The sequence below is a fragment of the Kribbella sp. NPDC056861 genome, from assembly GCF_040687575.1.
Classification (GTDB): Bacteria; Actinomycetota; Actinomycetes; order Propionibacteriales; family Kribbellaceae; genus Kribbella.
In genome coordinates, this window is the sequence record NZ_JBFBNQ010000008.1 from 233,171 (window position 1) to 257,276 (window position 24,106).

Annotated in this window: 19 protein-coding genes; 8 read left to right on the forward strand and 11 right to left on the reverse strand. The window is 68.8% G+C overall.

The features are described 5' to 3' along the window. Positions 1-19 precede the first annotated feature (19 nt). Positions 20-1,012: an acyltransferase gene (locus tag AB0P21_RS35455; RefSeq protein ID WP_363702758.1), complete on the forward strand. Its 993-nt coding sequence runs from the start codon at positions 20-22 to the stop codon at positions 1,010-1,012. Further along, a complete protein-coding gene (locus AB0P21_RS35460) occupies positions 1,005-1,982 on the forward strand; it encodes a hypothetical protein (RefSeq protein WP_363702760.1) in 978 nt (325 codons plus the stop codon). Before AB0P21_RS35455 ends, AB0P21_RS35460 begins: the two co-directional genes overlap by 8 nt. Before the next feature lie 12 nt (positions 1,983-1,994). Here the strand turns inward: AB0P21_RS35460 and AB0P21_RS35465 are convergent, their stop codons facing one another. Further along, positions 1,995-2,723, reverse strand: a complete 729-nt coding sequence (locus tag AB0P21_RS35465) for a class I SAM-dependent methyltransferase (protein ID WP_363702762.1) — start codon at positions 2,721-2,723, stop codon at positions 1,995-1,997. A gap of 143 nt (positions 2,724-2,866) precedes the next feature. Between AB0P21_RS35465 and AB0P21_RS35470 the strand changes: the two genes are divergently transcribed. Together AB0P21_RS35470 and AB0P21_RS35475 are read left to right on the forward strand one after the other, a co-directional pair. Further along, the gene (locus tag AB0P21_RS35470) at positions 2,867-3,649 is read left to right on the forward strand and encodes an electron transfer flavoprotein subunit beta/FixA family protein (RefSeq protein ID WP_363702763.1); all 783 of its coding nucleotides are present in this window, start codon (positions 2,867-2,869) and stop codon (positions 3,647-3,649) included. 15 nt (positions 3,650-3,664) lie between these two features. Further along, positions 3,665-4,612 carry an electron transfer flavoprotein subunit alpha/FixB family protein gene (locus tag AB0P21_RS35475; RefSeq protein ID WP_363702765.1) on the forward strand — a complete coding sequence of 316 codons (948 nt, stop codon included), beginning with the start codon at positions 3,665-3,667 and terminating at the stop codon, positions 4,610-4,612. 400 nt (positions 4,613-5,012) lie between these two features. Here the strand turns inward: AB0P21_RS35475 and AB0P21_RS35480 are convergent, their stop codons facing one another. The 10 genes from AB0P21_RS35480 to AB0P21_RS35525 all read right to left on the reverse strand — a co-directional run bounded on the left by AB0P21_RS35480 (position 5,013) and on the right by AB0P21_RS35525 (position 19,989). After that, positions 5,013-6,674 carry a helix-turn-helix domain-containing protein gene (locus tag AB0P21_RS35480; RefSeq protein WP_363702767.1) on the reverse strand — a complete coding sequence of 554 codons (1,662 nt, stop codon included), beginning with the start codon at positions 6,672-6,674 and terminating at the stop codon, positions 5,013-5,015. Between the two features lie 213 nt (positions 6,675-6,887). After that, positions 6,888-7,991 carry an o-succinylbenzoate synthase gene (menC, locus tag AB0P21_RS35485; protein WP_363702769.1) on the reverse strand — a complete coding sequence of 368 codons (1,104 nt, stop codon included), beginning with the start codon at positions 7,989-7,991 and terminating at the stop codon, positions 6,888-6,890. After that, positions 7,991-8,893 (reverse strand): GNAT family N-acetyltransferase, encoded by a 903-nt coding sequence (locus AB0P21_RS35490; RefSeq protein ID WP_363702771.1) that lies wholly within the window; start codon positions 8,891-8,893, stop codon positions 7,991-7,993. Before AB0P21_RS35490 ends, menC begins: the two co-directional genes overlap by 1 nt. Further along, a complete protein-coding gene (locus AB0P21_RS35495; RefSeq protein WP_363702773.1) occupies positions 8,890-10,011 on the reverse strand; it encodes a M20/M25/M40 family metallo-hydrolase in 1,122 nt (373 codons plus the stop codon). Before AB0P21_RS35495 ends, AB0P21_RS35490 begins: the two co-directional genes overlap by 4 nt. Then, on the reverse strand, positions 10,011-13,331 hold the full coding sequence (locus AB0P21_RS35500; RefSeq protein WP_363702774.1) for a serine hydrolase: 3,321 nt from the start codon (positions 13,329-13,331) through the stop codon (positions 10,011-10,013). Before AB0P21_RS35500 ends, AB0P21_RS35495 begins: the two co-directional genes overlap by 1 nt. Positions 13,332-13,354: 23 nt before the next feature. Further along, the gene (locus tag AB0P21_RS35505) at positions 13,355-14,095 is read right to left on the reverse strand and encodes an ATP-binding cassette domain-containing protein (protein ID WP_363702776.1); all 741 of its coding nucleotides are present in this window, start codon (positions 14,093-14,095) and stop codon (positions 13,355-13,357) included. Further along, on the reverse strand, positions 14,092-16,002 hold the full coding sequence (locus AB0P21_RS35510; protein ID WP_363702778.1) for a dipeptide/oligopeptide/nickel ABC transporter permease/ATP-binding protein: 1,911 nt from the start codon (positions 16,000-16,002) through the stop codon (positions 14,092-14,094). Before AB0P21_RS35510 ends, AB0P21_RS35505 begins: the two co-directional genes overlap by 4 nt. Further along, the gene (locus tag AB0P21_RS35515) at positions 16,002-16,985 is read right to left on the reverse strand and encodes an ABC transporter permease (protein ID WP_363702780.1); all 984 of its coding nucleotides are present in this window, start codon (positions 16,983-16,985) and stop codon (positions 16,002-16,004) included. Before AB0P21_RS35515 ends, AB0P21_RS35510 begins: the two co-directional genes overlap by 1 nt. A gap of 4 nt (positions 16,986-16,989) precedes the next feature. Beyond that, entirely contained in the window at positions 16,990-18,573 is a 1,584-nt protein-coding gene (locus AB0P21_RS35520; RefSeq protein WP_363702782.1) for an ABC transporter substrate-binding protein, read from the reverse strand. 27 nt (positions 18,574-18,600) lie between these two features. Continuing rightward, complete coding sequence (locus tag AB0P21_RS35525) at positions 18,601-19,989, reverse strand: serine hydrolase domain-containing protein (protein WP_363702784.1); 1,389 nt, start codon at positions 19,987-19,989, stop codon at positions 18,601-18,603. Between the two features lie 98 nt (positions 19,990-20,087). Here AB0P21_RS35525 and AB0P21_RS35530 point away from each other — a divergent pair, with 98 nt between their 5' ends. From AB0P21_RS35530 to AB0P21_RS35545, 4 genes are read left to right on the forward strand one after another with little or no spacing between them, the layout of a single operon-like run. Next, on the forward strand, positions 20,088-20,744 hold the full coding sequence (locus AB0P21_RS35530) for a hypothetical protein (RefSeq protein ID WP_363702786.1): 657 nt from the start codon (positions 20,088-20,090) through the stop codon (positions 20,742-20,744). A gap of 38 nt (positions 20,745-20,782) precedes the next feature. Continuing rightward, the gene (locus AB0P21_RS35535) at positions 20,783-21,985 is read left to right on the forward strand and encodes a cysteine desulfurase family protein (protein WP_363702788.1); all 1,203 of its coding nucleotides are present in this window, start codon (positions 20,783-20,785) and stop codon (positions 21,983-21,985) included. After that, the gene (mnmA, locus tag AB0P21_RS35540; protein ID WP_363702790.1) at positions 21,985-23,073 is read left to right on the forward strand and encodes a tRNA 2-thiouridine(34) synthase MnmA; all 1,089 of its coding nucleotides are present in this window, start codon (positions 21,985-21,987) and stop codon (positions 23,071-23,073) included. The genes AB0P21_RS35535 and mnmA overlap by 1 nt, the downstream gene beginning before the upstream one ends. Positions 23,074-23,077: 4 nt before the next feature. Further along, positions 23,078-24,088, forward strand: coding sequence for a methionine synthase vitamin-B12 independent (locus tag AB0P21_RS35545; protein WP_363702792.1), 1,011 nt, complete (start codon positions 23,078-23,080; stop codon positions 24,086-24,088). Positions 24,089-24,106: the final 18 nt, after the last annotated feature.

Here is a 24,106-nt window from a genome sequence, read left to right on the forward strand (position 1 = left end):
CGGTGTACATACTGGACGGATGCGGTTGCTGACGGCGGCGAATCTGCGCTGGGTGGTGCGCCACCGGGCGTGGACGCCGTACTACCTCAAGCGGTACTGGCGGTTCGCCTGGTTCAGGCTGCGGCACCCGCAGGTGGTCACCGAGGGATTCGTCTTCCTCGGCAAGAAGTTGGAGATCGTCGCGCGCCCCGGCCACGGCCGGCTGATCCTGGGCAAGTGGGTGCACCTCGGCGACGAGACCCGCCTGCGCGCCCACGAAGGCACCCTCCGGATCGGCGACAAGGTGGTTTTCGCCCGCGACGTCACGGTGAACTGCTACCTGGACATCGAGATCGGCGCCTCCACCCTGATCGCCGACACGACGTACATCTGCGACTTCGACCACAAGACCGAGGACCTCGACCTCCCGATCAAGGACCAGGGCCTGGTCAAGTCCCCGGTCCGGATCGGCCCCGACTGCTGGCTGGCCACCAAGGTCACCATCACCCGCGGCACCGACATCGGCCGCGGCGTGGTGATCGGCGCCAACAGCGTTGCCCGAGGCAACATCCCCCCGTACTCCGTGGCCGTCGGCATCCCCGCGGTGGTGGTCCGCAACCGCGTCGACCGCTACAACGCCGACGAGGAACGCCGCAGCTACCTGGCGGAGTTGGCAGCAAGCAACGAGGCAACCACCGCCCGCCTCAAAGCCGGCCAGCCACCCGCGCCAGCCCCAGCCCCAGCGGCAGCCGCAGCCGCAGCCGCAGCCCTCACCCACCCTGACGCGCTGCTTACTGGCACTTCTGCGGCGCAGCGCACGTCAACCACCGCGGCGCTCCCCGCCGCCATCGAGCAAACCCCGCCCACCACAACCTCGTCTTTTTCACCACAAGAAACAGCAACAACCGCTTCGGCGGGTAACACCACGGGAACAACTGGTGATAAAGCAGATGTCACCAGAGGGTTCTCAAGTTACTCACCAGTCGGGCACTATGTCCCCGAAGCCGTCGAAGAGGAGACGCAGCGTGGCTGACCAGACCGGCGCGGCCCGGTCCATGCTGGACCAGGCGGCCGCCGACGGCTCCATTACCGACGCCCGGCACCGGACGGTCGATCCGGTCCCGATCGTGGTGGCGGATGTGACGGACGGTGCGGATCTGGCTACGTTGGACACGACGGACGGAGTACCGCCCGCGCCGATCTGGAGGGTGCGACGCAAGTTGTCGCCCCGCCCGGTCCCGGGCAACCGACGCAGGAAACCGCCGGCGCAGGCACCGGCGACGGACGAGGAACCGACCCTGGCTGAGGAGATGGACGACGTGGGTACTCAACCCGACAAGGCGGCCGAGACCGCCGATGCGGAGAAGGCGGTGACACCGCAGGACGTGAAGGCTGAGGAGACTTCGACGCCCGAGGCGAGCACCGGCGCCCGCAGTACGACGGCAACCGCGACCAAGCCAGCCAAGCCCAAGACCGCGGCCGAGATCGTCGCCGAGCAGAAGGCCCGCGAGAAGGCGGCGGCCGAGGCGAAGCAGGACGAGACCGCGGTGACCAAGCCGGTCGCCCGCCAGCCCGCCGCGCCCAGCGCCGCGGCCAAGGCCGGCGCGACCGCCCCGAAGCAGCCGGTGGCCAAGCCGGCCACTTCCGCTGCGACCAAGAAGACGGCTTCGTCCTCGGGCACAGAGAAGGGCAAGGCCGCGCTGTCCGCGGTCGGGTCCGGCGTCAAGCGCTTCCGCAACCTGGCGGCCTCGCTGATCTGGCTGGTTGCCGTCATCGCCGCCGCACTGCTTGCCCTCGGCGCGCTCTTCACGGCGCTCGACCAGGCGAACCAGAGCAACGAGATCGTCAAGTGGGTGCTGGAGCGCGGGCACGACCTGGTGGGCCCGTTCAAGGACCTGTTCCGGCTGGAGACGGCGAAGAACACCCTGCTGGTCAACTGGGGGATCGCGGCCCTGGTCTACCTGATCATCGGCAAGATCGCGGAGCGGTTCATCCGCCCGTAGCTTTCCGGGGTACTACGTGAGCCGGGCGACGACGACGAGGTCGAGACTGTCCTCCAGATCGCCCGCCCGGATCACGAAGTCCTCATGCCGGGTCTCGGTCACCAGCTCGACCAGTTCCGGCGACCACTCCGCGTGATCCGACGCCAGTTGCGCGTCCACGCAGGAGCCGTTGGCCTGCTCCCAGGCGGTCAGCTTCTCGCCGTGCCAGAGCCCGAGTGTCTCGACGATCTCGAGGTCGGCCGCGACCAGTTCGGTGAACTCCGGGCCGGTGAGTTCCTTCGTGTGGTACCAGTTGCCGCTCGGGAAGGTCAGCCGGTTGGGCGTGGACAGCACGACGGTCGCGCCCGGCCGGACGATCCGGGCACACTCCGCGACGAACCGCGGCTGCTCCCACAGGTGCTCGATCGTCTGCAGCGAGACGAGCAGCCCGAAGCTGTCGTCGGCGAACCCGGTCTGGACGAGATTCCCCTGCACCAGACTGACCTGTGGATAAGCCTTCGCCACGTGCCGAAGCGTCGTACCTTCATAGTCGAGGCCGAAGACCTGCCGAGCCCCGGCCCGGTGCAACAGGTCCGCGCCGTACCCCTCGCCGCAGCCGGCGTCGAGGACGCGGCCGGTCTCGGAATCGAGCCAATTCGCCGTGATCCAGCGATAGGCAGCCTCGTGGCGTGCGAACCAGTAGTTCTCATGCCAGATCCCGGGGGCTGTTCTCTCACCGGTCAGCGGTAACGTCTCGGTCACCCGGTCAGACTAGGTGTTGCGGTGGGTACGTGCTGTTCGTGCCCGCGCGACTGTGATGGGACTCGCACGCGTCTTATGTTTCTCGCGAGTAACATCCGTGGCAGGCTGGGAGAGACCGTTAACCAGAAGGGGTCCCACACGCTATGAAGATCGTCGTCTGCGCGAAGTTCGTGCCGGATGCCACGGCTGACCGCCGGTTCCGCTCCGAGGACAACACGGTGGATCGCGCCGGGGTCGACGGGTTGCTGTCCGAACTGGACGAGTACGCCGTCGAGACCGCGCTCACCGTGAAGGAATCCGGCGACGGTGAGGTGACCATCCTCACGGTCGGGCCGGAGCAAGCCGCCGACGCCATCAAGAAGGGCCTGCAGATGGGCGCCGACGCCGGTGTCCACGTGAACGACGACGGGATCCACGGCTCCGACTCCGTGGCGACCTCGCTGATCCTGGCCAAGGCGCTGAGCAAGCTCGAGGCCGACCTGATCGTGTTCGGGATGGCCTCCACCGACGGCTCGATGGGCGTCGTGCCCGCGATGGTGTCGGAGCGGCTCGGCCTGCCGGGCGTCACGCTGGGCTCCTCGGTCACCGTCGACGGCAACACCGTCACCATCCGCCGCGACGGTGACACCGCTAGCGACACCATCGAAGGCACGCTGCCGCTGGTGCTGTCGGTGTCGGACCAGGCCAACGAGCCGCGGTACCCGTCGTTCAAGGGCATCATGGCCGCGAAGAAGAAGCCGGTCGAGACCTGGTCGCTGGCCGACCTGGAGATCTCGCCCGACCAGGTCGGTGCCGCGTCGGCCTGGACCGAGGTCACCCAGGTGACCGAGCGTCCGGCCCGTACCGCCGGCACGATCGTCACCGACGAGGACGGCAGCGGTGCTGCCCAGCTCGTCGAGTTCCTGTCCACCAACAAGTTCCTCTGAGGGGCGAGCAAACTCATGGCTAACGTTCTCGTTCTCGTCGACCACACCGGTGGCAAGGTCCGCAAGACGACCGCGGAGCTCCTCACCATCGCGCGCCGCCTCGGCGAGCCCGTCGCCGTCTACATCGGCGACGGCGTCCAGGACGCACTGCCCGCACTCGGGCAGTACGGCGCGACCAAGGTGATCGCACTGACCGACCCCGAGCTCACGCAGTACCTGGTGGCCCCCAAGGCCGAGGCGCTGGCGCAGGTCGCGGCCAAGATCGAGCCCAGCGCGATCCTGATCTCGTCGAACGCCGAGGGCAAGGAGATCGCCGCCCGGCTGGCCGTCAAGCTCGACTCCGGCCTGATCACCGACGCCGTCGACGTCCAGGAAGGCCCGGTCACCACCCAGTCGGTGTTCGCCGGCAACTTCTCGGTCCAGGCCAAGGTCACCCACGGCACCCCGATCATCACCGTCAAGCCGAATGCCGCGACCCCCGAGGCCGCGGAGACGTCGCCGGAGGTGGAGGAGTTCGACGTGACGATCTCCGACGGCGCCAAGACCGCCAAGATCACCGACTCCAAGCCCCGCGAGGCCACCGGCCGCCCGGAGCTCACCGAGGCTGCGATCATCGTCTCCGGCGGCCGCGGCACCGGCGGCGACTTCGCCCCGATCGAAGCCTTCGCCGACTCCCTCGGCGCAGCAGTAGGCGCCTCCCGCGCCGCCGTCGACTCAGGCTGGTACCCGCACGCCTACCAGGTAGGCCAAACCGGCAAGACCGTCTCCCCGCAGCTCTACATCGCGGCAGGCATCTCCGGCGCCATCCAGCACCGAGCCGGCATGCAGACCTCCAAGACGATCATCGCGATCAACAAGGACGAAGAAGCCCCGATCTTCGAGCTCGTCGACTTCGGCGTGGTCGGCGACCTGCACAAGGTCCTGCCGACCAGCACGGAAGAAGTAACCAAGCGCAAGTCGTAGTTCACCTGCACTACCTCGCGTTGCTTAGCACCATCCGGCCCGGCCTGCTCCTATGAGTAGGTCGGGTCGGCCATTTCCCACAGCCGCAGTTCTACATCTGCGCTCCACCCGTCCATGTACTGTGCCCATGCACCCGGGCCTGTACTCCGGACCTGCACACACGCCGGTACTGCGTACTTGCCTTCCGCACCTACACCCGTGACCTCGGCAATTGAATCTGCGCTTGTACTGCGAAGCTGCACCAGCTCCGGTACTCCGGGCCTGCACCCCGTGCCAGTAGTCCGGGTCTGTACCCCGCGTTAGTACTACGGACCTGCACCTGTGCCGGTACTGCGGCCTTTACCTGCGTCAGTACTGCGAGCTTGGTCATGCAGACACAGGTAGCCAGCCAGCCAGCCAGCTAAGCCCGGTCGGAGCCGGCGGCCGGGCGACGGGCTGGGGTGACCACCCGCAGCTGAAGCATCGCGGCGAAGCGCGCTTCCGGGTCGTCCAGGTCCAGCGCGCCTACCTCGGCGAGGCGGCGGAGGCGGTAGCGGAAGGTGTTGGGGTGCACGTACACAGCGGCCGCGGCGGCGATGACGTCGCCGAAGGCGTCCAGCCAGGCTCGGAGGGTTTCGACGAGGTTGGAATTGTGTTCGTGGTCGTAGGCGATCAGGCGGGCGATCGGGCCGGTGGGTTGGTCGCCGCGGGCTTCGATCAGGTCTCGGAGTTCGAGGAGGAGGGATTCGACGTGGACGTCGGCGAGGCGGGCGATGCGTTGGGTGCCGCGGTTGGTTCGGAGTACTCGGAGGGCTCGGTCGGCGCCGGCTCGGGCGTGGGGGAGCCGGGCGGTTTCCAGTACTACGGGACCGACGCCGATCGTCGCGGTGACGCGATCGCCGATGCGGTCGAGGAAGTCCTTCGCGATCCGTACTGCGCTCTCCTCGCCGTCGGAGGAGCGGTCGGGTCGCACCGGGATCAGGCCGTAGGCGACGTCGCCGACCAAGGCGGCGGCTGAGCGTGGGTGGACGGCGCCGAGGTGCATGGCGAAGGCGTCGGCGAGGCGCTGGCGTTCGGTGGCTAGGCCGGCCTCGCCGGTTAGAGAGTCGGAGACTGGGACAGCTAGTGCGAGTACTACGACTGGCTGGTCGGCTAGGCCGAGGCGGTCGAGTGCGTCGCGGGCTCCGGCGCCGCCTTCGAGCGCAGTACTGACCAGGTCGGCGCGGAGGCGGCGTTCGACGTCTGCGCCGGCCCGGATGCGAAGCATGTGCAGGGCAACGAGTTTGGCGGCGTCGCAGAGGGCCTGGGTGCGTTCCTCGCTGAGTGGGTCGCGGACCGCGGCCCAGATCGAGCCGAGGATCTCGTCGCCCGCGCGGACCGCGACCGCGACGCGGGGAAGGGTGAACTCCTTCGAGGTGATCGGCAGTGGCGGGATGTGGACCGGCCGGTCGCTGCGATACAGATCGCGGAACACACCGCGCTCATGCAGCAAACGGGAGTAGCGCTCCGGCACCTGACGGCCGAGGACGGTCTCGACGCGGGCGATGTCGGCTTCGTCCTGCCGGCCGGAGAAGGCGAGTACGCGGGAGCTGCGGTCCTCGATCGTGATGGGTGCATCGAGCAGGGCGGCGGCCGCGTTGGCCAGGGCGAAGAGGTCGCCGGAGGGCATGCCGCCAAGGGTTTCGGGCTCCGCGACTCCTACGTCTCCCTCGGCGAGGAGAGAGCGGAGCAGTACTGCGAGTTGGTCCCACGACGCGCCTCGGGTCAGGCCGAGCAGGGCCACGCCGGACTCGGCCACCGCCTCGGTGATCGCCGGGTCGGGAGCGATCGGGGAGCGGACGACCAGGCCGGCGGCTTGCTGGCGGCCGAGGTCACGCAGTACCCAGGCGATCAGTGTGGGTTCCTGGAGGCCGACGCCCAGGACGAGCGCGTGCCGGGGGAGCACCGGCTCGTCGAGGGGGTCATGGGTGACGACGCCGCCGAGCTCCAGCGGCTGGTCGGGGTCGCCGTGGACGAGTTCGAGCAGGGTGGCGCCCAGGTCGTCCAGCACGCGGCCGAGGCTGGCGCGGGGTCGATTCGTCACGGAAGGCAGCACCTTTCCGACGCTAGAAGCCGGGTTCCCAGCCTAGTTCGTCCAAACGCACAGGATCATCCTCCGAATTCGTCCAGTCCGACAAGCAGGATCGAGTGCGAGCAGAGTGACAGGCAGTAGTGGTCAATCGGAGTGAGTGGCCAGCGGGCTCAGGCGGAGAGCTCCTGGTCGGAGGCGACTACTGCCTGTCGCTGTGTTCGGCCGCTACAGCGGGATCCATTCGGTGGAGGTGGTGACGGCGGCCAGCTGATCGGGCAGAGGCTCGACGCCGATGCCTGGACCGGTGGGGACCGGCAGGTGGCCGTCGTCCAGTGTGAAGGGGGCGGTGATGTCGGTTGCGTAGTACCGGCTCGAGCCGGAGGTGTCGCCGGGGAGGGTGAAGCCGGGCAGGGCCGCGAGGGCGACGTTGGCGGCTCGGCCGAGACCGGTCTCGAGCATGCCGCCGCACCAGACGGGGATGCCGTGCGCGACGCAGACGTCGTGGATCCGGACCGACTCCAGATAGCCGCCGACCCGGCCGGGTTTCACATTGACGATCGAGCACGCGCCCAGGGAGATCGCAGCGGCGGCGGCGCGGGCCGAGGTGATCGACTCGTCCAGGCAGATCGGAGTCTTGAGCTGCCGAGCCAGCTCCGCGTGGCCGAGCACGTCCTCCTCGTCCAGCGGTTGCTCGATCAGCAGCAGGTCGAACGGGTCGAGCCGGGCGAGGTGCCGCGCGTCCGACACCGAGTACGCCGTATTGGCGTCGACCTGCAGCAGCACATCGCCGAAGCGCTCCCGCACCGCCGCCACCGGTTCGATATCCCAACCCGGCTGGATCTTCAGCTTGATCCGCAGATAGCCCTCGGCGAGATAGCCGTCGACCGCGTCCAGCAGTTCGCCGATCGAGTCCATGATGCCGACCGAGACGCCACACGGAACCCGGTCGTGCACAGCCCCGAGCTCGCGCGCCAACGGCCGCCCCTCGGCTCGCAGTTCGGCATCCAATAATGCGGTCTCCAACGCCGCCTTCGCCATCCGATGCCCATGGAACTTGGCGAGCACCGGGGCGACCTTCACGGCCGAGAGCTGGTCCGCCGCAGCCAACGCGGGGACGAAGAATCGCCGCAGTACGTCGACCGCTCCGTCGACGTACTCCGATGAGTAGAGCGGGCCGCTCATCGCGACGCACTCGCCCCAGCCCTCTGCCTCGCTGCTGACGACGCGGACCAGCAGGGCGTCCCGGGTCGTCTCGGTTCCGAACGAGGTCCGGAACGGCGACACCAACGGCAGCGAGATCCGCCGCAGCTCGACTCCGGTCAGCTTCATCACAGCAGTCCTCTCCTCTGGTCGCCAGAGCCTGATTGGTCGAGCACGTACCAGCCGGATTTGTCGAAGCCGGTCACCCGGGCGCCGTCCGCCAGCAAGCCGCCCAGTACTTCGCGCAGGGCGAGTCGCCACTCCTTGGCAGCCGCCGGGTCGGCACCGCGCAGACCCTCCACGTCAGGCGGCACACCAACAAGCACCAGCCCATTGCCAGCTGCCGAGCCACGCACTGGCCACCCGTCCTCGCCACACGCCAGCGCAACAGTTGCCTGCGGCAACTGTCGCGCCGGCGTGGCGGAGGCGGAGCCGCCAACCCAGGCGGTCGGCCGCTGAGCGGCTGCAGCGACCTCCGGCGCGTCCAACTGCCAGCGGACCAGCAGCCGGTCCGAATCATCGCCAGTGTTGATCCCGTCCTGCATCAGCCCATAGAAGTTGGTCAGGTACTCCGTCGGCACCGCGGCCAGCTTCGTCACGTTGAAATACGCGTTGCGGCGGATCAGCGGGTCGAAGGTCCACGAGATCGCCGTGACCCCGCGTTCCAGCGCCCACGCGCGTTGGTGCAGCTTGAGCGCGAACCCGACGCTCCGGCCTTGCGCAGCAGAAGAGACACCCGCCACGTGGCTGTGCATCGCCACCTCGGCGGGCGCGGCGAAGAAGCCCATACAGGCACCGACCAACTGGTCCCCGTCGTACGCGCCGGCGACATAGTTGCCCGCTTTCGTCAGAGCACGCAGCAGCTCAGTAGTCACCGGCGGGTTCTTCGGGTCAGGCCGCCAGATCGCGTTGTACAACCGGTAGACCTCGTCGAGTTCCGACAACTCCCGAAGCTCCCGGATCTGTACGCCGGCCGCCACCGCCGCCATCAAACCGTCCTGAGCGGCCGAAGTACCGAAGGCGATGCTCATGGTCTGTCCAGCAGATCGGCGATCAGCGCGGCCAGCAAAGCGGTTCGCGGCGCGATCTCCGCCACCACGACATGCTCGTCGTCAGCGTGAGCACCGCCACCGACGGCACCCAAGCCGTCCAGGGTCGGAGTACCGACGCCTGCGGTGAAGTTCCCGTCCGAGCCACCTCCGACCGAGATCTCACGCAACGGCGCGAGCCCCAGCGAAGCAGCCAGCACACCAGCCCGCGCATACAGATCCTCGGACATCTTCCGCTCCAACGGCGGCCGGTTCGGCCCACCGAGAATCTCCAGCGAAGCCTCGGCGAGCACCGGCCGCAGAGCCCTCATCGCGTCATCCACCCGAAGCTGCTCCGCGACCGACCGAGCCCGCGCGTCCACCAAGAAACTCGCCGCGGCCGGCACAGTGTTCCGCGTCGTACCGGAGGTCAGGGCAGTAGGCGTGACACTCGTCCCGACAGAGGCATCACCCAACTGGCTGACCGCGAGGATCTGGTGCGCGGCCTCGATGCTGGCGTTCACCCCGAGCTCAGGCTCGAGCCCAGCATGCGAAGCGCGTCCGACGATCCGTACTTCGTAGTTGGACACCCCCTTGCGCTCGAGCTTCAACGCACCTTCCGCAGACGCCTCCAACACCAGCGCCGCCGAACACCCCACAGCCTCCTCCTCGATCAGCGCCCGAGACGACGGCGACCCCAGCTCCTCATCACCGGTCACCAGCACCGCGACCCCCGCAGCAGAAGGCAGCGCAGCCAGAGCGTGGAAGGCCATCACCAGCCCGGTCTTCATGTCGAAGCACCCAGGCCCCCGCAGTACGCCGTCCTCGATCACGAACGGATGGGTGGCCAACGAGCCGATCGGCCAGACCGTGTCGTGATGCCCGACCACCAGCACCCGCGACGGCCCGTCGCCGAGCCGCCAGCGCAGATGCGTCCGCCCATCGATCACCACGTACTCCGGTGCGCGGCCGAGCCGCTCCGTCCCGACCGCGGCAACCACGTCGGCGCTGGCCGCCACTGCGGCGAGATCCGACGACGGCGACTCGCACGTCACCAGCGTCTCCAGATCGGCCAGCATCAGCGGCAGCGAAGCCGTCAGTTGCGAGATCAGCGCAGTCATCAGCTCACCTTCGGCGTGGCTCGGACCCCACAGTGCAGGTATTTCTCACCCGTGGGCAGCGAGTAGAACGTCAGTGGGATCAACGTCTGCACCCCCGGCGGCTGCATGACGAAGAGGTCGCCGGTCGCGTCGACCGGAGTCATGCTCCACTCCTGCGACTCCTCCGGCATCAGCGCGGCCAGCGGCCCGGTCACCGTCGTTCGCAGTACGGCCTGGCCATCGCGGAGGAAGACCTCCTGGAGAGTGGCCGCCCGCTCGTACCGACCAACATGCTTGCCCAAATCAACAGCAGGCGGCTCGGCCGGCGCGGTCAGCTGCGAAGGCATCGTGACGTCGGCCAACTCGCTGAAGATCTCGCGGTAAAGCTCCTCGTACAGATCACGCGTGTTGCCGCCGTTGGTCAACAGCGTCACCGCCAGCCCCTCGGAAGGCAGCACCCGCAGGAAGGCCGCCTGGCCGATCGTGTTGCCGTCGTGCCCGATCAGCCGCTCGCCGTTCCAGTCGAACCGGATCCAGCCGAGCCCCCACGAGTCGCCGAGGGAGTACTTGTCCGGCAGCTCCACGTGCTTCTCCGCCATCAACTTCACGGTCGCCTCGCGCAGCACCTGGGTGCCATCAGGCGCCGCTCCGCCGTTCAGATGCAGGCGAGCGAAAGCCAGCGCGTCAGCGGCCGTCGACACGATCAACCCTGCCGGGCCGAGCGACCGCGGCAAGCCCCAAACGGCCGCCTTGGCCAGCTCGTCGCCAGTACCGACATGCCCGACCGCGGCACGGTGCAGCAGCGCCTCCTCCGGCAATGTGACCGTGTGCTCCAACTCGAGCGGCACGATCAGCCGCTCGCGCAGCGCCTCGTCCCAGGTCTTGCCGGTGAGCTTCTCGATCACCCGGCCGATCAGCGAGTAGCCGGAGTTGCAGTACGACCAGGTGACTCCGAGCGGATGGTTCTGCCCGACCTCGGCCAGCCCGTCGACGTATTTCTCCAGGCAGTCGTCACCCCGCCCGGTGTCGGTGAAGACGTCGCCGTCGATCCCGCTGGTGTGGGTGAGCAGGTGCCGCATCGTCACCTGCTTGGCGACATCGGGATCACCCAGCCGCAGCTCCGGCAGCACCTCGATCAGCGGCTTGTCGAGGTCGAGCAGCCCCTCGTCGACCAGTTGCATCGCCAGCGTTGCGGTCCAGACCTTCGACATCGAACCGATCTGGAAGAGCGAGTCGGTGGTCACCTCGACACCGCTCTCCTTGAGCAGTACGCCGGTCGCCGCCTCCACCAGTTCGTCGTCGACACCGTCCCGCACACGCAGGATGCCCAGCGTCGCCCCCGGTACGCCGTGCTTGGCCGCGAGCGTGGTGAGCCTGCGCTGCCAGTGCGCCGCGTCGATCCGGGCCCGGCGCGGGCCGGCCGCGTCACCGGCGTACTGCTCGACCCAGTCGAGGATGCGCCGGTTGAAGTCGAGGCGGTGCGACGGCCTGCCCTCGACGATGAACAGGTGACTGGCCTCCGGGTAGAGCACCAGTTGCGTCGGCACCCCCTGCTCGCGCAGCGCGGTGTGCCACTGCTGGGCCTGGCCGACCGGGCAGCGGACATCCGCGTCGCCGTGCAGGACGAGGGTCGGGGTGGTGACCTTGTCGACCTGGCTGAACGGCGACATGGCACTGAAGTCGCCAGGCCCGTTCAGCTCGTAGGCGGTCAGGAAGTGCCCGCTGTCCGAAGTACCGGCCATGCTGGTCAGGTCGCTGACCACGCCACCGGTGACGGCCGCGGCGAACCGGTTGTCGCGGCTGGTCAGGTAGCAGGTCATGAAGCCGCCGTAGCTGTAGCCCGCGACGGCGAGCCGCTTCGGATCGGCGATGCCCTCGGCAACCAGTTGGTCGAGCGGCTCGAGGAAGTCCTTCGCGTCCGCCGTACCCCAGCCACCGAGCGCCGCGTTGAAGAACTTCTCGCCGTAGCCGTCGCTGCCGCGCGGGTTCATCAGCAGCACGATCCAGCCGCGGGCGGCAAGCTCCTGGTGGTAGAAGTGCACCTCGTCGGCCACCGCGTTCCAGGCGTTGTGCGGGCCGCCGTGGACATCCAGCAGCAGCGGCCCCGGCCCGGTCGCCGACGGATCGCGGATCACGTACCCCGGCACCACAGTCCCGTCGGAGATGGTGAACTCGCGCTCCTCCCGCGGGAACAGCTCCACCTCGTCCAGGCTCTCGCCGTACGTCGTGAGCGGGGTGGCCACGCCGGTCGCCAGGTCCAGCGTGGCGATCTCCCCGTACGACGTCTGCGTGGTCAGCACGAGTGCCACGGCGTCACCGGCGACCGTGAGGCCGGAGACGTTCTGCCCCGGCTCGCCGAGCACCTTCTTCGGTGCGCCACCGGCGACGGGTACGGAGTACAGGTGACTGCAGCCGCGGTCGCGAGCGGCGAAGAGGACCGTGCTGCCGCCATCGACCAATGCAGGAAGGGCTCCCGGGTACGCCGATCCGCCGGGCATCACGTTGCGATCGAGAGGCTTGGCCAAGTTCAGCACGTCGCCATTACCCAGCCAGAGACGCAGCAAGCCGGCATGTCCCACCGGACCGGTCGGGTTGCCAACGGTCAGCAGTGCCTCGCTGTCAGCCGTCCACAGCATCGGACCAGCCAGCCCCTCAGCCAGTCCAGCTAGTTGGGGCTTGGCCTTCGGGTCGGTCGCATCGAGCACGTACGCCGGTGCTGCCGGCTTGAGGTCGGCGTCAGCCGCAGTAGCAGCTGCAAAGGCAAGCTTGGTGCCGTCTGGTGACCAGGCAGGGTCACCCGCGTGCCAGTCGCCCTCAGTGGCCTGCCGACACTCCTGCGAGCCAACCTCCAGCAGGTGAACGTGGTTGCGCAGTGTGCGCAGCCAGCCCGCGCCATCGGACTGGTAGTCGAGCCGCTCGGTGACGATCGGCTCGTGCCCCTCGGAGTCACCAGCGAGGTCTACTGGCGCGCTGAAGGCGATGCGGCGCCCGTCAGGACTCCACCGCGGCGTACCAGCGCCTAGCTTCAGGGTGGTCAGCTGCTCCGGCTCACCCCCACCGATCGGAAGCACCCACAGCTGGGCCGGCCCGTCCTTGGCGCGCAGGAACGCCAACCGGGTCCCATCGGGCGACCACACGGGGGAGGTGTCGGCGTCGCCGCGAGTGAGTCGCTGCGGCTCGCCACCGGACACCGGCACCCGCCACAGGCTCCGCAGGGTGCGGTCGCCGTCCAGGTCCATGGTCCGCAGGACGTACGCGATCTGGGTGCCGTCCGGCGACAGCGCGGGCTGCTCCGGGACGGCGAGCTCGGTCAGGTCATCGATGCGCAGACGTCGGGTCACGGCGGAGATCCTCCTTGAGTGGGTCATTGGCTGCGCCGGGGTACGGCGGCGAGAAGTTCCTGGGTGTAGGTGTGTTGCGGGTCGCCGAGGATCTGCTCGGCCGGCCCGAACTCGACGATCCGCCCGAGGTACATCACGGCGATCAGGTCGCTCATGTACCGGACGACCGCCAGGTTGTGCGAGATGAACAGCATCGAGAGTTGGAGCTCGCGTTGCAGTGAACGGACCAGGTTGAGCACCGAGCCCTGGATCGAGACGTCGAGGGCCGAGGTGATCTCGTCGGCGATGATCACGTCGGGCCGGCCCGCCAGCGCTCGTGCGATCGCGACCCGCTGCCGCTGCCCGCCGGACAACGCGCCGGGGTACGAACGCGCTCGCTCGGCCTCGAGCCCGACGAGACCGAGCAGCCGGACGACCTCCTCAGCCCTGTTGCCGGGGAAGCCGGACAACGCTTCCGCGATCGTGCTGCCGATCGTCATGCGTGGATCGAGTGATGAATAAGGGTCTTGGAACACCATTTGCAAGGGCCGCCTCTGCCCGGTCCGGTACTTCAGCGGCTTGCCGTTCAGCAGGATCTGCCCGGCGGACGGCTCGGTCAGCCCGACCGCGGCCCGGGCCAGCGTCGACTTGCCCGACCCCGATTCGCCGACCAGTCCGACCACCTGGCCGGAGGGCACCGTCAGGTCGACCGTGTCGACCGCGGTCATCGCGTGCCGGCCCACGCCGTACCGGACCGTCACCTGATCGAAGCGCAGTTCGCTCATGCCCGTCCCGTCCGAATCGACTCGTGGCCCAGATACCGAGCTTGCCAGGCCGGTGCGCCCTGTGGGTTCCAGCAGGCCACCTCGTGCGCCGGCCCATGGCTGGTCAGCGTCGGATCATCCGTCTTGCACCGGTCCTCCGCGAACTCGCAGCGGGCCGCGAAAGCACACCCCGCGGGGAACTGCGACGGATCCACCGGCCGCCCCGGGATCACAGCCAACGGCTCCTCCAGCGGCGTCTCCAGATCCGGTACTGCGGCCAGCAACGCCCGCGTGTAGGGATGACGCGCCCCGCTCGCGAGCTCGTCCGCCGGCAGGTCCTCCACGATGCGTCCGGCGTACATCACCAGGACGCGATCGCAGACCTGCGCGACCACGGTGATGTCGTGGCTGATCAACAGCACGGCGACCTCGTCCTCGGTCCGGATCGCCTCCAGCAGGTTCAGCACCTGCTGTTGCACCGTGACGTCGAGCGCGGTGGTCGGCTCATCGGCGACGATCAGCGCCGGCGAGCCCATCAGCCCCATGCCGATCATCGCCCGCTGACGCATCCCGCCCGAGAACTCATGCGGGTACTGCCGCGCCCGCCGCTCAGGCGTGGGGATCCGGACCGCCCGCAACCGGTCGACCGCCCGGGCCATCGCCTGGCGCCGCGACATCCCCTGGTGCTCGCGAGCGCCTTCGGCAAGCTGGACGCCGATCCGCTTCGTCGGGTTGAACGAGGTCATCGGGTCCTGGAAGACCATCGCGAACGACGTACCAAGCAGGCGTCGCCGCGCGTCCGCAGTACTGCGGCTTGGGACTCGTCCGAGCAGCGGTGCACCGAGGAAGGACAGTTCGGAGGCGTGCACCTGGCCGGGCGATTCGATCAACTGGGCAACGGCGAGTGCGGTCAGGCTCTTGCCGGAGCCCGATTCGCCGACCACGCCGACGATCTCGCCCTTGTGGATGGTGAAGCTGATCCCGCGGACGGGCGTGACCGGGCCGGGGAAGGTGACTCGCAGCTCTCTGACGACCAGCACCGCATCGTCGTCGACAGGTGCTGCCGGCATCGTTTCGGGCTGCGGCACGACTCGCGCGCCTTTGAGAACCGGTACGCCGAACCCCTTCGCCACGGCTTCACCGAAGAGGTTGAAGGCCAGTCCGGCGATCACCACGGCGACACCGGGCGCGAGTGCCGCAGCGGGATGCACGTAGATGCTGTTCAGGCTCTCGCCCATCAACCGCCCCCAGTCGTACGCCGGTGGCTGCACGCCCAGGCCGAGGAACGACAAGCCGGCAAAAGCCAGTAGCGCGCCGCCGGCGCCGATCGTCGCGTTCACCACGAGCGGTTCGGCGATGTTGGGCAGCACGTGCCGCAGCAGGATCCGGAACCGGCCGACCCCGGCGATCCGCGCGGCGGCGACGAAGTCTCGCTCCGAGATCCCGGCCACCAGCGTCTGCGCCAGCCGCGCGAACGACGGCGCGCCGGCGAAGCCGATCGCCAGCACCGCGCCCTTCGCGCCCACTCCGAAGATGACCGCGAAGAAGAGGGCGAGCAGCAGGCCGGGGAACGCGACGGCGATGTTCACCACCGAGGTCGTCAACCGGCCGGCCCTGCGGCCGAGCAACATCGGCGCGCATCCCAAGGCGAGTCCGGTGAACACCGCGATCGAGGTCGCGATCAGGGCCAGCAGGATCGATGAACGAGAGGCGACGAGCACTCGGTAGAAGATGTCGCGGCCGAGGTTGTCGGTGCCGAGCAGGTGCTGTGCGGTCGAGCCTTCGAGCAGGTGCTCGGTGTCGATCGCGTTGGCCTGATCGGACCAGAGGACGGGCGCAAGGACAGCAAGCAGCAGTATGGCGAACAGGAGGACACCCGCGCCGGCGCCGACCGGCGTACGGAGTACTGCGTGCCAGCGGGCCCGCATCAGTTGTCCCTGATCGTGGAGCGCGGGTCCAGCAGGGCGAGGATCACGTCGACGGCCAGGTTCACCAGCAGGACGCCCGCGCCGTACACGAGCACTACGCCCTGCACCAGCGGGTAGTCCTTGGCCAGGATCGAGGAGACGATCGTGCTGCCGAGCCCTGGCCAGCCGAAGACGTTCTCGACCAGCACGGTCCCGGCGACCATGCCACCAAGCAGCAGACCGCCCAGGGTGATCGTGGCCGTCACTGCGTTCGGCAGCGCGTGACGGAGGTATATAGCCGCTGCAGGGAGGCGCTTGGCTCGGGCAGTGCGCAGGTAGTCGGTCTGCAGTACTGCGAGCAGTTCGACCCGGCAGATGCGTGCCAGTACTGCTGCTGGGCCGAGAGCCAGCGAGGTCATCGGCAGCACGTACGACGAGACAGCGCCGCGCCCTGCGACCGGGAACCACTGGAGCTTCACTGCGAAGACGTAGACGAGCCCCACTGCCAGCAGGAACTCCGGGATCGCCGCCAGGATGATCGAGGACGAGGTGAAGGTCAGTTCGGTGCGCGGCCGACGGCCGGCCCGGGTGAGGACACCCAGGACCAGGCCGACCGGCAGTGCGATCAGTACCGCCAGCACGAAGGCGCCGACGGCCAGCTGGAGTGTGGCGGGCAGGCGATCCCGGATCACGTCGGACACCGGGAGGCCGGTGGTGATCGACGTACCGAGGTTGCCGGTGATCAGGTTCTGCAGGAAGTGCAGGTACTGCACCCACAGCGGGTCGTTGAGGCCCAGCGACTCGCGTTGGGCGTCGACGACGCTCTGGGCCGCCACCGGTCCGAGTGCTCCTCGGACCGGGTCACCCGGGATCAGGTGGATCATCAGGAAGGCAGCGCTGACCAGCACCAGCACAGAGCCGACCAGCCGCGCGAACCGGCGAGCCGCGAACCGCACCCACGGGTGGGTGGTGAACCCCGCCGGAGGGCTGATCGTCGCGGTCATCTGCTCACCCCAGCATCCGGATGGAGGCCGGCGAGACGCCGTCGCTCAGCTCGAAGGTCGCGCCCTTGGCGAAGACCGGCACGGTCGAGTTCGCGAACGGCACCACGTTGACCTGCTTGAGCAGCGCCCGCTCGCCGGCCGCCCAGTCGTCGCAGCCGTCCGCTCCGGCGATTGCCGCCGCCTTCTTGATCGCGGCGTCGTACTCGGGGTTCTTGATCGAGGAGAAGTTGCTGCCGTTGGGCGGGCCGGTCCCGGACAGGAAGCTGACCAACTGGCTGGGCAGGCTCACCGTCAGCGGGATCAGGCCGGCGTGCCAGGTGCCTTGGCCCGCGAGGATCACGGTGCTGACCTCGGCGGTGGAGACGGCCTTGAGCGACACCTCTACGCCCAGCTCGGTCCAGGCCTTCTGCAGCAGCTCTCCGGCGGACTGCATCGTCGGGCCGAGGGTGGTCGGGTAGTAGAAGACGAGGGAGAGCTTGGCGCCACCCTTCTCCCGGATTCCACCTGCACCGGCCTTCCAGCCCGCTGCGTCGAGACCTGCCTTGGCTGCCGCCAGGTCATGGCCAGGCAGGTTGCCGGTGACCGTGTCGATGTCGCACGGTCCGGTGCCGGGGGCTACCAGGCTGGTGGTCGGCGAACCGGCGCCGCCGGTGATCACCTTGCCGAGCTGAGTCAGGTCGAGGCCTTGCGTCAGCGCCCGGCGTACGGCGAGGTCTGCGGTCGGCAGGCCTGCCTTCTGGTTGAACCAGAGCTCACCCAGCGGCGAACCGAGGCTGCGGGAGTAGAGCTTCTGCGCCTCCAGCCGCTGCCGATCAGGTCCGGCGATGGCGGCGATGTTGACCTGGCCGGAGATCAGCAGGTTGGCCGTGGTGGTCTCGTTGGCCACGACCTTAAGGACCACCTTGTCCGGCAGCCCGGCCTGGTCGGCCTTGAAGTCGCCCGGCCCCCACGCGTACTCCTTGCGGCGGGTCAGCGTGTAGTGGTCGCCGGGAACAGCCTCGGCGACCTTGTACATGCCGGTGCCTTCGGACCCCTGCTTCAGCAGGTTGCGGTCCTTCATGCCCTTGGCACAGACGATGTGCAGCCCGCCGACGTTGCGCACCAGGAAGGCGTCGGGCGCGGCGGCCGTGACCGTCACGGTGCCGGCCGCGTCGTCGCCGACGGCCTTGGCGCCCGGCGGCACGAAGACACCGATCCGGGTCGACTTGCTGGCCGGGTTGCCGACGAAGTTGATGTTCTCCGCGATCGTGCTCGCCGTCAGCGCCGTACCGTCCAGGCAGGTGATGCCCTTGCGCAGCGTGTACTTCGCGGTGGTGGTCGTGCCTTCCCACTTCTCCGCGAGACCCGCCACCTGCTGGCCCTTGGCATCGACGTTGAGCAGTGAGTCGTAGAGGAACTTGTCGACCTGCATGGTGAGCGACAGCGAGGTGAACTGCGGGTCCAGGTTGCCCGGGTCGCCGCCCAGTGCCATCGTCAGGGTCTGGCCTTCGAGCGGCTTGCCGGCCGTGGTGGTCCCACCGCCCGAGTCGCAGGCGGACAGGACCAGCCCGGCGACCAAGGCACCGGCGACCGCAACGGTGAATCTCATGGTGTCTCCAGAGGATTGAGAACGAGATCAGGCGGAGGCGCGGCGGATGGCCCGGCCGTTGAACAGGTAGAGCGCTCGGCCCTGGCCGTCGTCACCGAGGAAGACCTGCGGCATGTTCACGCCGTTCTGCGCCACCACGGCGATCAGGCTGTCCTGGTCGCGGCCGACCAGCTCGACCGGATCGGGAGCGGGGCCGAGCTCGGCGAAGATCCCCTTCGGTGTCTGGTCCAGCCAGACCTTGCCGTCGTCGTCCTGCCGGACGGTGAAGTCGGCGACCTCGCAGCTGTACGTGCCGAGGAACCGGTCCGTGTCGATCGGCACCGGGGTGGCCGGGGGAGTGGGCATCGGAGGGAGGTCGAGTGCGGCCAGCTCCTTGACCACGTGGCCGGCGACAGCCTGGTACAGCTCGATCGTGTCGCCGCCGTTGGTCAGCACGGTGACCGCGAGACCGTGCTCGGGGACGATCCGCAGGAAGGCGTTCTGGCCGATGGTGCCGCCGTCATGGCCGATCACGGTGGTGCCGTCCCAGTCGAACAGCTCCCAGCCGAGTCCCCACGCGTCACCCATCAGGCCGATCGCGGGGAGCTTGACCTGTGGCTCCTGCATCGCCTTGACGCTGGCGGGACTCAGTACCGCAGTACTGTCGGCTGCTGTGCCTGAGTCGAGGTGCAGCTTGGCGAAGGCGAGCAAGTCACGCGGGCGCATAGCGAGCATGGCTCCGGCGGGCGCCATGCCTCGGGTCATCGCCCAGATCGGCGCCGGGACGGGAGCCGCGTCGGGAGAGGGGCGAAGGTGGCCGACCGCGGCGCGGTGCAGGATCGCCTCGTACGGGTCGGTGGCCGAGTGGGTCAGCCCGAGTGGCGTCAGCAGGTGCTCCCGCAGCGCGGCGTCGAACGGCTTCTCCCGCAGTACCTCGATCAGCCGGCCGAGGGCCGCGAAGGCCGCGTTGTTGTAGGAGAACCGCTCACCCGGCGGGAAGAGCTGGCCGACCTCGGTCAGGGTGGCGACGAACTTCTCGACCGCGTCGTCGCCCTTGCCGGTCTCGTTGAAGATGTCGCCCTCGAACCCCGAGGTGTGGCTGAGCAGTTGGCGCACGGTGATCACAGCGGCCGCCGCGTCGTCGCGGATCGCGAACTCGGGCAGGTAGTCGCGCACCGGCCGGTCCAGGTCGACCTTGCCCTCGTCGACGAGTTGCAGGACCAGGGTCGCGGTCCAGACCTTGGTGATGGAGCCGATCTGGAAGATCGTGTCGGTGGTCGTCTCGACACCGGTCGCGGTGCTCAGCACCCCGGCCGAGTGGTCGATCACCTCGCCGCCGAACAGTACGCCGACCGCCGTCCCGGGGACCTGGTGCTCGGCGAGCAACGCCGGCAGCCGGTCTTGTAGCCACGTCTCGATTTCGCTCAGGGTCGCCATGTCCCGACGCTAGGACCGCTGGGACGCCCCGTATTCGTCGCCGACGACAACTGCCGAGGCCGTTTTCGTCCGGCCCGACGAGGTGTCAGGATCGGGGGATGGAGCAGAGGCACTGGTACGCCGACGGACTCGACCCCGAGGAGCTCGCCTTCCAACGCCTCTACGGCCCGGTCGAACCGGCCACCCGCGCTGAGGCTGCGGAGTTCTTCGGTGGTCTCGGGCTGGACTGGTGGGTCGCGGGTGGCTGGGCCGTGGAGGCCTTCACGGGAGTCTCGCGACCGCACGACGACCTCGATGTGTCGTTCTGGCGGAAGAACGTGCCCGACCTGGTCCGGTACGCCGACGGCCGGTACCACGTGTGGTCAGCGGGCAGCGGGTCGATCGGTCCGCTGTCGGTGGATGACCCGGTGATGCCCGAGACCGCGGATCAGGTCTGGCTGCGCGAACACGCGCTGGCGCCCTGGAAGTACGACGTGGTGCTCAACCCCGATCGCGACGGGCGCTGGGTGTTCCGCCGCGACCCGTCGCTCGACTACGCGCTCGACGAGGTCACCTGGGTCGCCGACGACGGCATCCGGTACCTGAATCCCGAGCTGGCCGTCGCCTACAAGGCTCGTCTCGATCGCCCCAAGGACCGGCAGGACCTCGCCGCCGTCCTCCCGCTGCTCCCGCCGGCCAAACGGGCCTGGCTCGCCGACATGGTTCACCACCTGCACCCGGATCACGCCTGGCTTGCTCAAATCAACGGTGGCTGAACGGGAACATCTGCCGAGGACTTACTCTTGAGGGTGTTATGACCTCTTCTGGCCGTCGGACGGTCTACCTCGATCACGCCGCGACGACACCGATGCTGTCCGTGGCGATCGAGGCGATGGCCGCTCACCTCGGACGGACCGGCAACGCCTCCTCGCTGCACGGTTCCGGCCGCGCGGCCAGGCGCACCGTCGAGGAGTCGCGGGAGACCATTGCCGAGGCGCTGGGCGCCCAGCCGAGTGAGGTGGTGTTCACCTCGGGCGGCACGGAGGCGGACAACCTCGCGCTGAAGGGGCTGTGGTGGGCGCGGCTGGCCGAGGATCCGCGGCGGCGCCGGATCCTGCTGAGCGGGATCGAGCATCACGCAGTACTGGATTCGGCGGTGTGGCTCGCGTCCCACGAGGGTGCTGAGCTGGAGTGGCTGCCGGTCGACGAGCTGGGCCGGGTCCGGCCGGACGACGTACGGCGAGCCATCGAGGCCGACCCGGCGATTGTGTCGTTCATCACGGTGATGCTGGCCAACAACGAGGTCGGCACGCTGCAGCCGGTGCAGGAGATCGCGGCGCTGGCCAAGGAGTTCGCGATCCCCGTGCACACCGACGCTGTCCAGGCGGTCGGGCAGGTGCCGGTGGACTTCGCCGAGCTGGGTGTTGACGCGATGACGGTGACCGGCCACAAGCTCGGCGGCCCGTACGGGATCGGTGCATTGCTGGTCCGCAAGGAGACCAAGCTGGTGCCGATCGTGCACGGCGGTGGCCAGGAGCGTGACGTTCGGTCCGGCACGCTGGACACCCCGGCGACGGCTGGTTTCGCGGTGGCGGTCGAGCACGCGATCAAGCACCAGGCCGAGCACGGGCAGCGGCTGACGGAGCTGCGCGACGCGCTGGTCGAGGGCATCACGAGCACGATCCCCGGCGCCCTGCTGTCCGGCGACCCGGTCGGCCGGTTGCCCGGTAACGCACACTTGTCGTTCAAGGACTGCGAGGGCGACTCGTTGCTCCTGCTGCTCGACGCGCGGGGGATCGAGGTCTCCACGGGGTCCGCCTGCAATGCCGGGGTGGCCGAGCCGAGCCACGTGCTGCTGGCGATGGGCTACCCCGACCAGCGCGCTCGCGGGTCGCTGCGCTTCACCTTGGGTCACACGTCCACCCGGGCCGACGTGGACGCCGTACTGGACAACATCGGGCCCGTCGTCGAGCGGGCGATGTCCGCCGGATTGCAGAACGTGGGAAGGAACAACTGATGCGGGTACTCGCAGCCATGTCCGGCGGGGTCGACTCCGCCGTCGCGGCGGCGCGGATGGCCGAGGCCGGTCACGACGTGGTCGGGGTGCACCTGGCGCTGAGCCGCAACCCGCAGTCGTACCGCACCGGCGCCCGGGGTTGCTGCACGGTCGAGGACTCCCGCGACGCCCGGCGCGCGGCCGACGTGATCGGGATTCCGTTCTACATCTGGGACCTGGCTGAGCGGTTCCACGCCGACGTGGTCGAGCCCTTCGTCGCGGAGTACGCGGCCGGCCGGACGCCGAATCCTTGCCTGCGGTGCAACGAGAAGGTCAAGTTCAGCGCGGTGCTGGAGCGGGCGCTGGCGCTCGACTTCGACGCCGTCGTCACCGGGCACTACGCGCAGATCATCGAGACCCCGGAGGGTCGCGAGCTGCACCGTGCGGTGGATCCGGCGAAGGACCAGTCGTACGTGCTCGGAGTGCTCACGCAGGAGCAGTTGAAGCACGCCTTCTTCCCGCTCGGCGACACCCCCAAGACGGAGATCCGGGCCGAGGCCGAGCGCCGTGGGCTGTCGGTGGCGGCCAAGCCCGACAGTCACGACATCTGCTTCATTGCCGATGGCAACACCGAGGGCTTCCTCAGCAAGCATCTGGGGGAGTCGCCCGGCGACATCGTCGACGCCGAGGGCAACAAGCTGGGTGAGCACAAGGGCACCCACGGGTTCACCGTCGGTCAGCGCAAGGGCCTGAAGATCGGTACTCCGGCCGCCGATGGCAAGCCGCGCTTCGTGCTCGACATCAGCCCGGTCGATCGCACTGTCACGGTGGGTTCCCGCGCGGAGTTGGCAGTCGAGTCGCTGACCGCGTCCAAGCCGCGCTGGTGCGGCCCGGTTCCGACCGAGACGCTGCACGTGAAGGCCCAGCTGCGCGCGCACGGCGAGGAGATCGCGGTCACCGCGCGGCTCGAGGGCGACCAGGTGCTGGTCAGCTTCGACGAGCCTGCGGATGCGGTCGCTCCCGGCCAGGCAGTGGTCCTGTACGACGGCACCCGGGTGATCGGGTCGGCCACCATCGACACAGTCGAGCGCGCAACTCAGAAGGTGTGACTCCTTGAGCAGCACTCCGTTTGGTCCGGCGGCAACTACTGCGATCGGCTCGCTGCCTGGCGAGGATCTGCGCGAGTGGACGAAGTACCTGCTGGAAGCGGTCACCATCCCCTTCCTGCCGGAGCTCCCCGCCCGCCCGTACGGCGACATGCTCAGCCGCTCCTCCGGTGTCATCACCTCCCTGGCGATGGACCTGCAGCCGGCCGGATGGCGGCTCACGGGCGGCAACGACACGCGGGCGAGCCTGGACCAGCGTCGAGCCCGGTCACTGCTGCTGCAGGACCTGGACGTCCTGGAGGAGTTGGCCGAGGGCTACACCGGTCCACTGAAGCTGCAGGTGACTGGGCCGTGGACACTCGCCGCGACAGTCGAGTTGCCTCGGGGCGACAAGGTGCTGGCCGATCACGGCGCCAGGCGGGACCTGGCCGAGGCGTTGGCTTATGGGCTGCAGGGGCACATCGCGGACCTGCGGAAGCGCGTACCGGGGGCGGAGCTCGTAGTACAGATCGATGAGCCGGGGCTGCCCGCAGTACTGGCAGGGGCTGTGCCTACTGCCAGTGGGTGGGGCAAGCACCGCTCTGTCGACGGGCCTGGGTCTGTTGACCTGCTGAGCCGAGTGATCGAAGCTGCGGCGCCCGCGATCACAGTGGTGCACTGCTGCGCGGCCCGGCCGCCTATCGAGGTCTTCCGGAAGGCAGGGGCCGGGGGAGTGGCGGTGGACATGGCACTGCTCACCGAGGCCGCTTGGGAGCAGATCGCCTTTGCCGTGGAGGACAACATCACGTTGTACGCGGGCGTAGTACCGACGACTGGTGCTGTGCCCAAGGCAGAGCAGGCGGCGGAGCTGTTGACCCGCCGCTGGCACGAGATCGGCCTGACCCAGAAGGATCTCGTCGACGTCGTGATCACCCCAGCGTGTGGTCTCGCGGGCTCCCCGTCACCGACCGACGCCCGCACCCGCTTGGAACTTCTTCGACGCACAGCTGAAGTGGTCGGAGACACCGCAGAAGCCTAGAAATGTCGATGGCGGCCG

What these genes read in the sequence shown, in the direction of transcription:
- AB0P21_RS35490 (WP_363702771.1), bottom strand. Translation starts at nt 8,893, where the DNA reads ATGAGCATCGCCTTCGGTACTTCGGCCGCTCAGGACGGTTTGATGGCG.
- mnmA (WP_363702790.1), top strand. Translation starts at nt 21,985, where the DNA reads ATGCGGGTACTCGCAGCCATGTCCGGCGGGGTCGACTCCGCCGTCGCG.
- AB0P21_RS35525 (WP_363702784.1), bottom strand. Translation starts at nt 19,989, where the DNA reads ATGGCGACCCTGAGCGAAATCGAGACGTGGCTACAAGACCGGCTGCCG.
- AB0P21_RS35520 (WP_363702782.1), bottom strand. Translation starts at nt 18,573, where the DNA reads ATGAGATTCACCGTTGCGGTCGCCGGTGCCTTGGTCGCCGGGCTGGTC.
- AB0P21_RS35535 (WP_363702788.1), top strand. Translation starts at nt 20,783, where the DNA reads ATGACCTCTTCTGGCCGTCGGACGGTCTACCTCGATCACGCCGCGACG.
- AB0P21_RS35475 (WP_363702765.1), top strand. Translation starts at nt 3,665, where the DNA reads ATGGCTAACGTTCTCGTTCTCGTCGACCACACCGGTGGCAAGGTCCGC.
- AB0P21_RS35530 (WP_363702786.1), top strand. Translation starts at nt 20,088, where the DNA reads ATGGAGCAGAGGCACTGGTACGCCGACGGACTCGACCCCGAGGAGCTC.
- menC (WP_363702769.1), bottom strand. Translation starts at nt 7,991, where the DNA reads ATGAAGCTGACCGGAGTCGAGCTGCGGCGGATCTCGCTGCCGTTGGTG.
- AB0P21_RS35455 (WP_363702758.1), top strand. Translation starts at nt 20, where the DNA reads ATGCGGTTGCTGACGGCGGCGAATCTGCGCTGGGTGGTGCGCCACCGG.
- AB0P21_RS35510 (WP_363702778.1), bottom strand. Translation starts at nt 16,002, where the DNA reads ATGCGGGCCCGCTGGCACGCAGTACTCCGTACGCCGGTCGGCGCCGGC.
- AB0P21_RS35515 (WP_363702780.1), bottom strand. Translation starts at nt 16,985, where the DNA reads ATGACCGCGACGATCAGCCCTCCGGCGGGGTTCACCACCCACCCGTGG.
- AB0P21_RS35495 (WP_363702773.1), bottom strand. Translation starts at nt 10,011, where the DNA reads ATGACTGCGCTGATCTCGCAACTGACGGCTTCGCTGCCGCTGATGCTG.
- AB0P21_RS35505 (WP_363702776.1), bottom strand. Translation starts at nt 14,095, where the DNA reads ATGAGCGAACTGCGCTTCGATCAGGTGACGGTCCGGTACGGCGTGGGC.
- AB0P21_RS35470 (WP_363702763.1), top strand. Translation starts at nt 2,867, where the DNA reads ATGAAGATCGTCGTCTGCGCGAAGTTCGTGCCGGATGCCACGGCTGAC.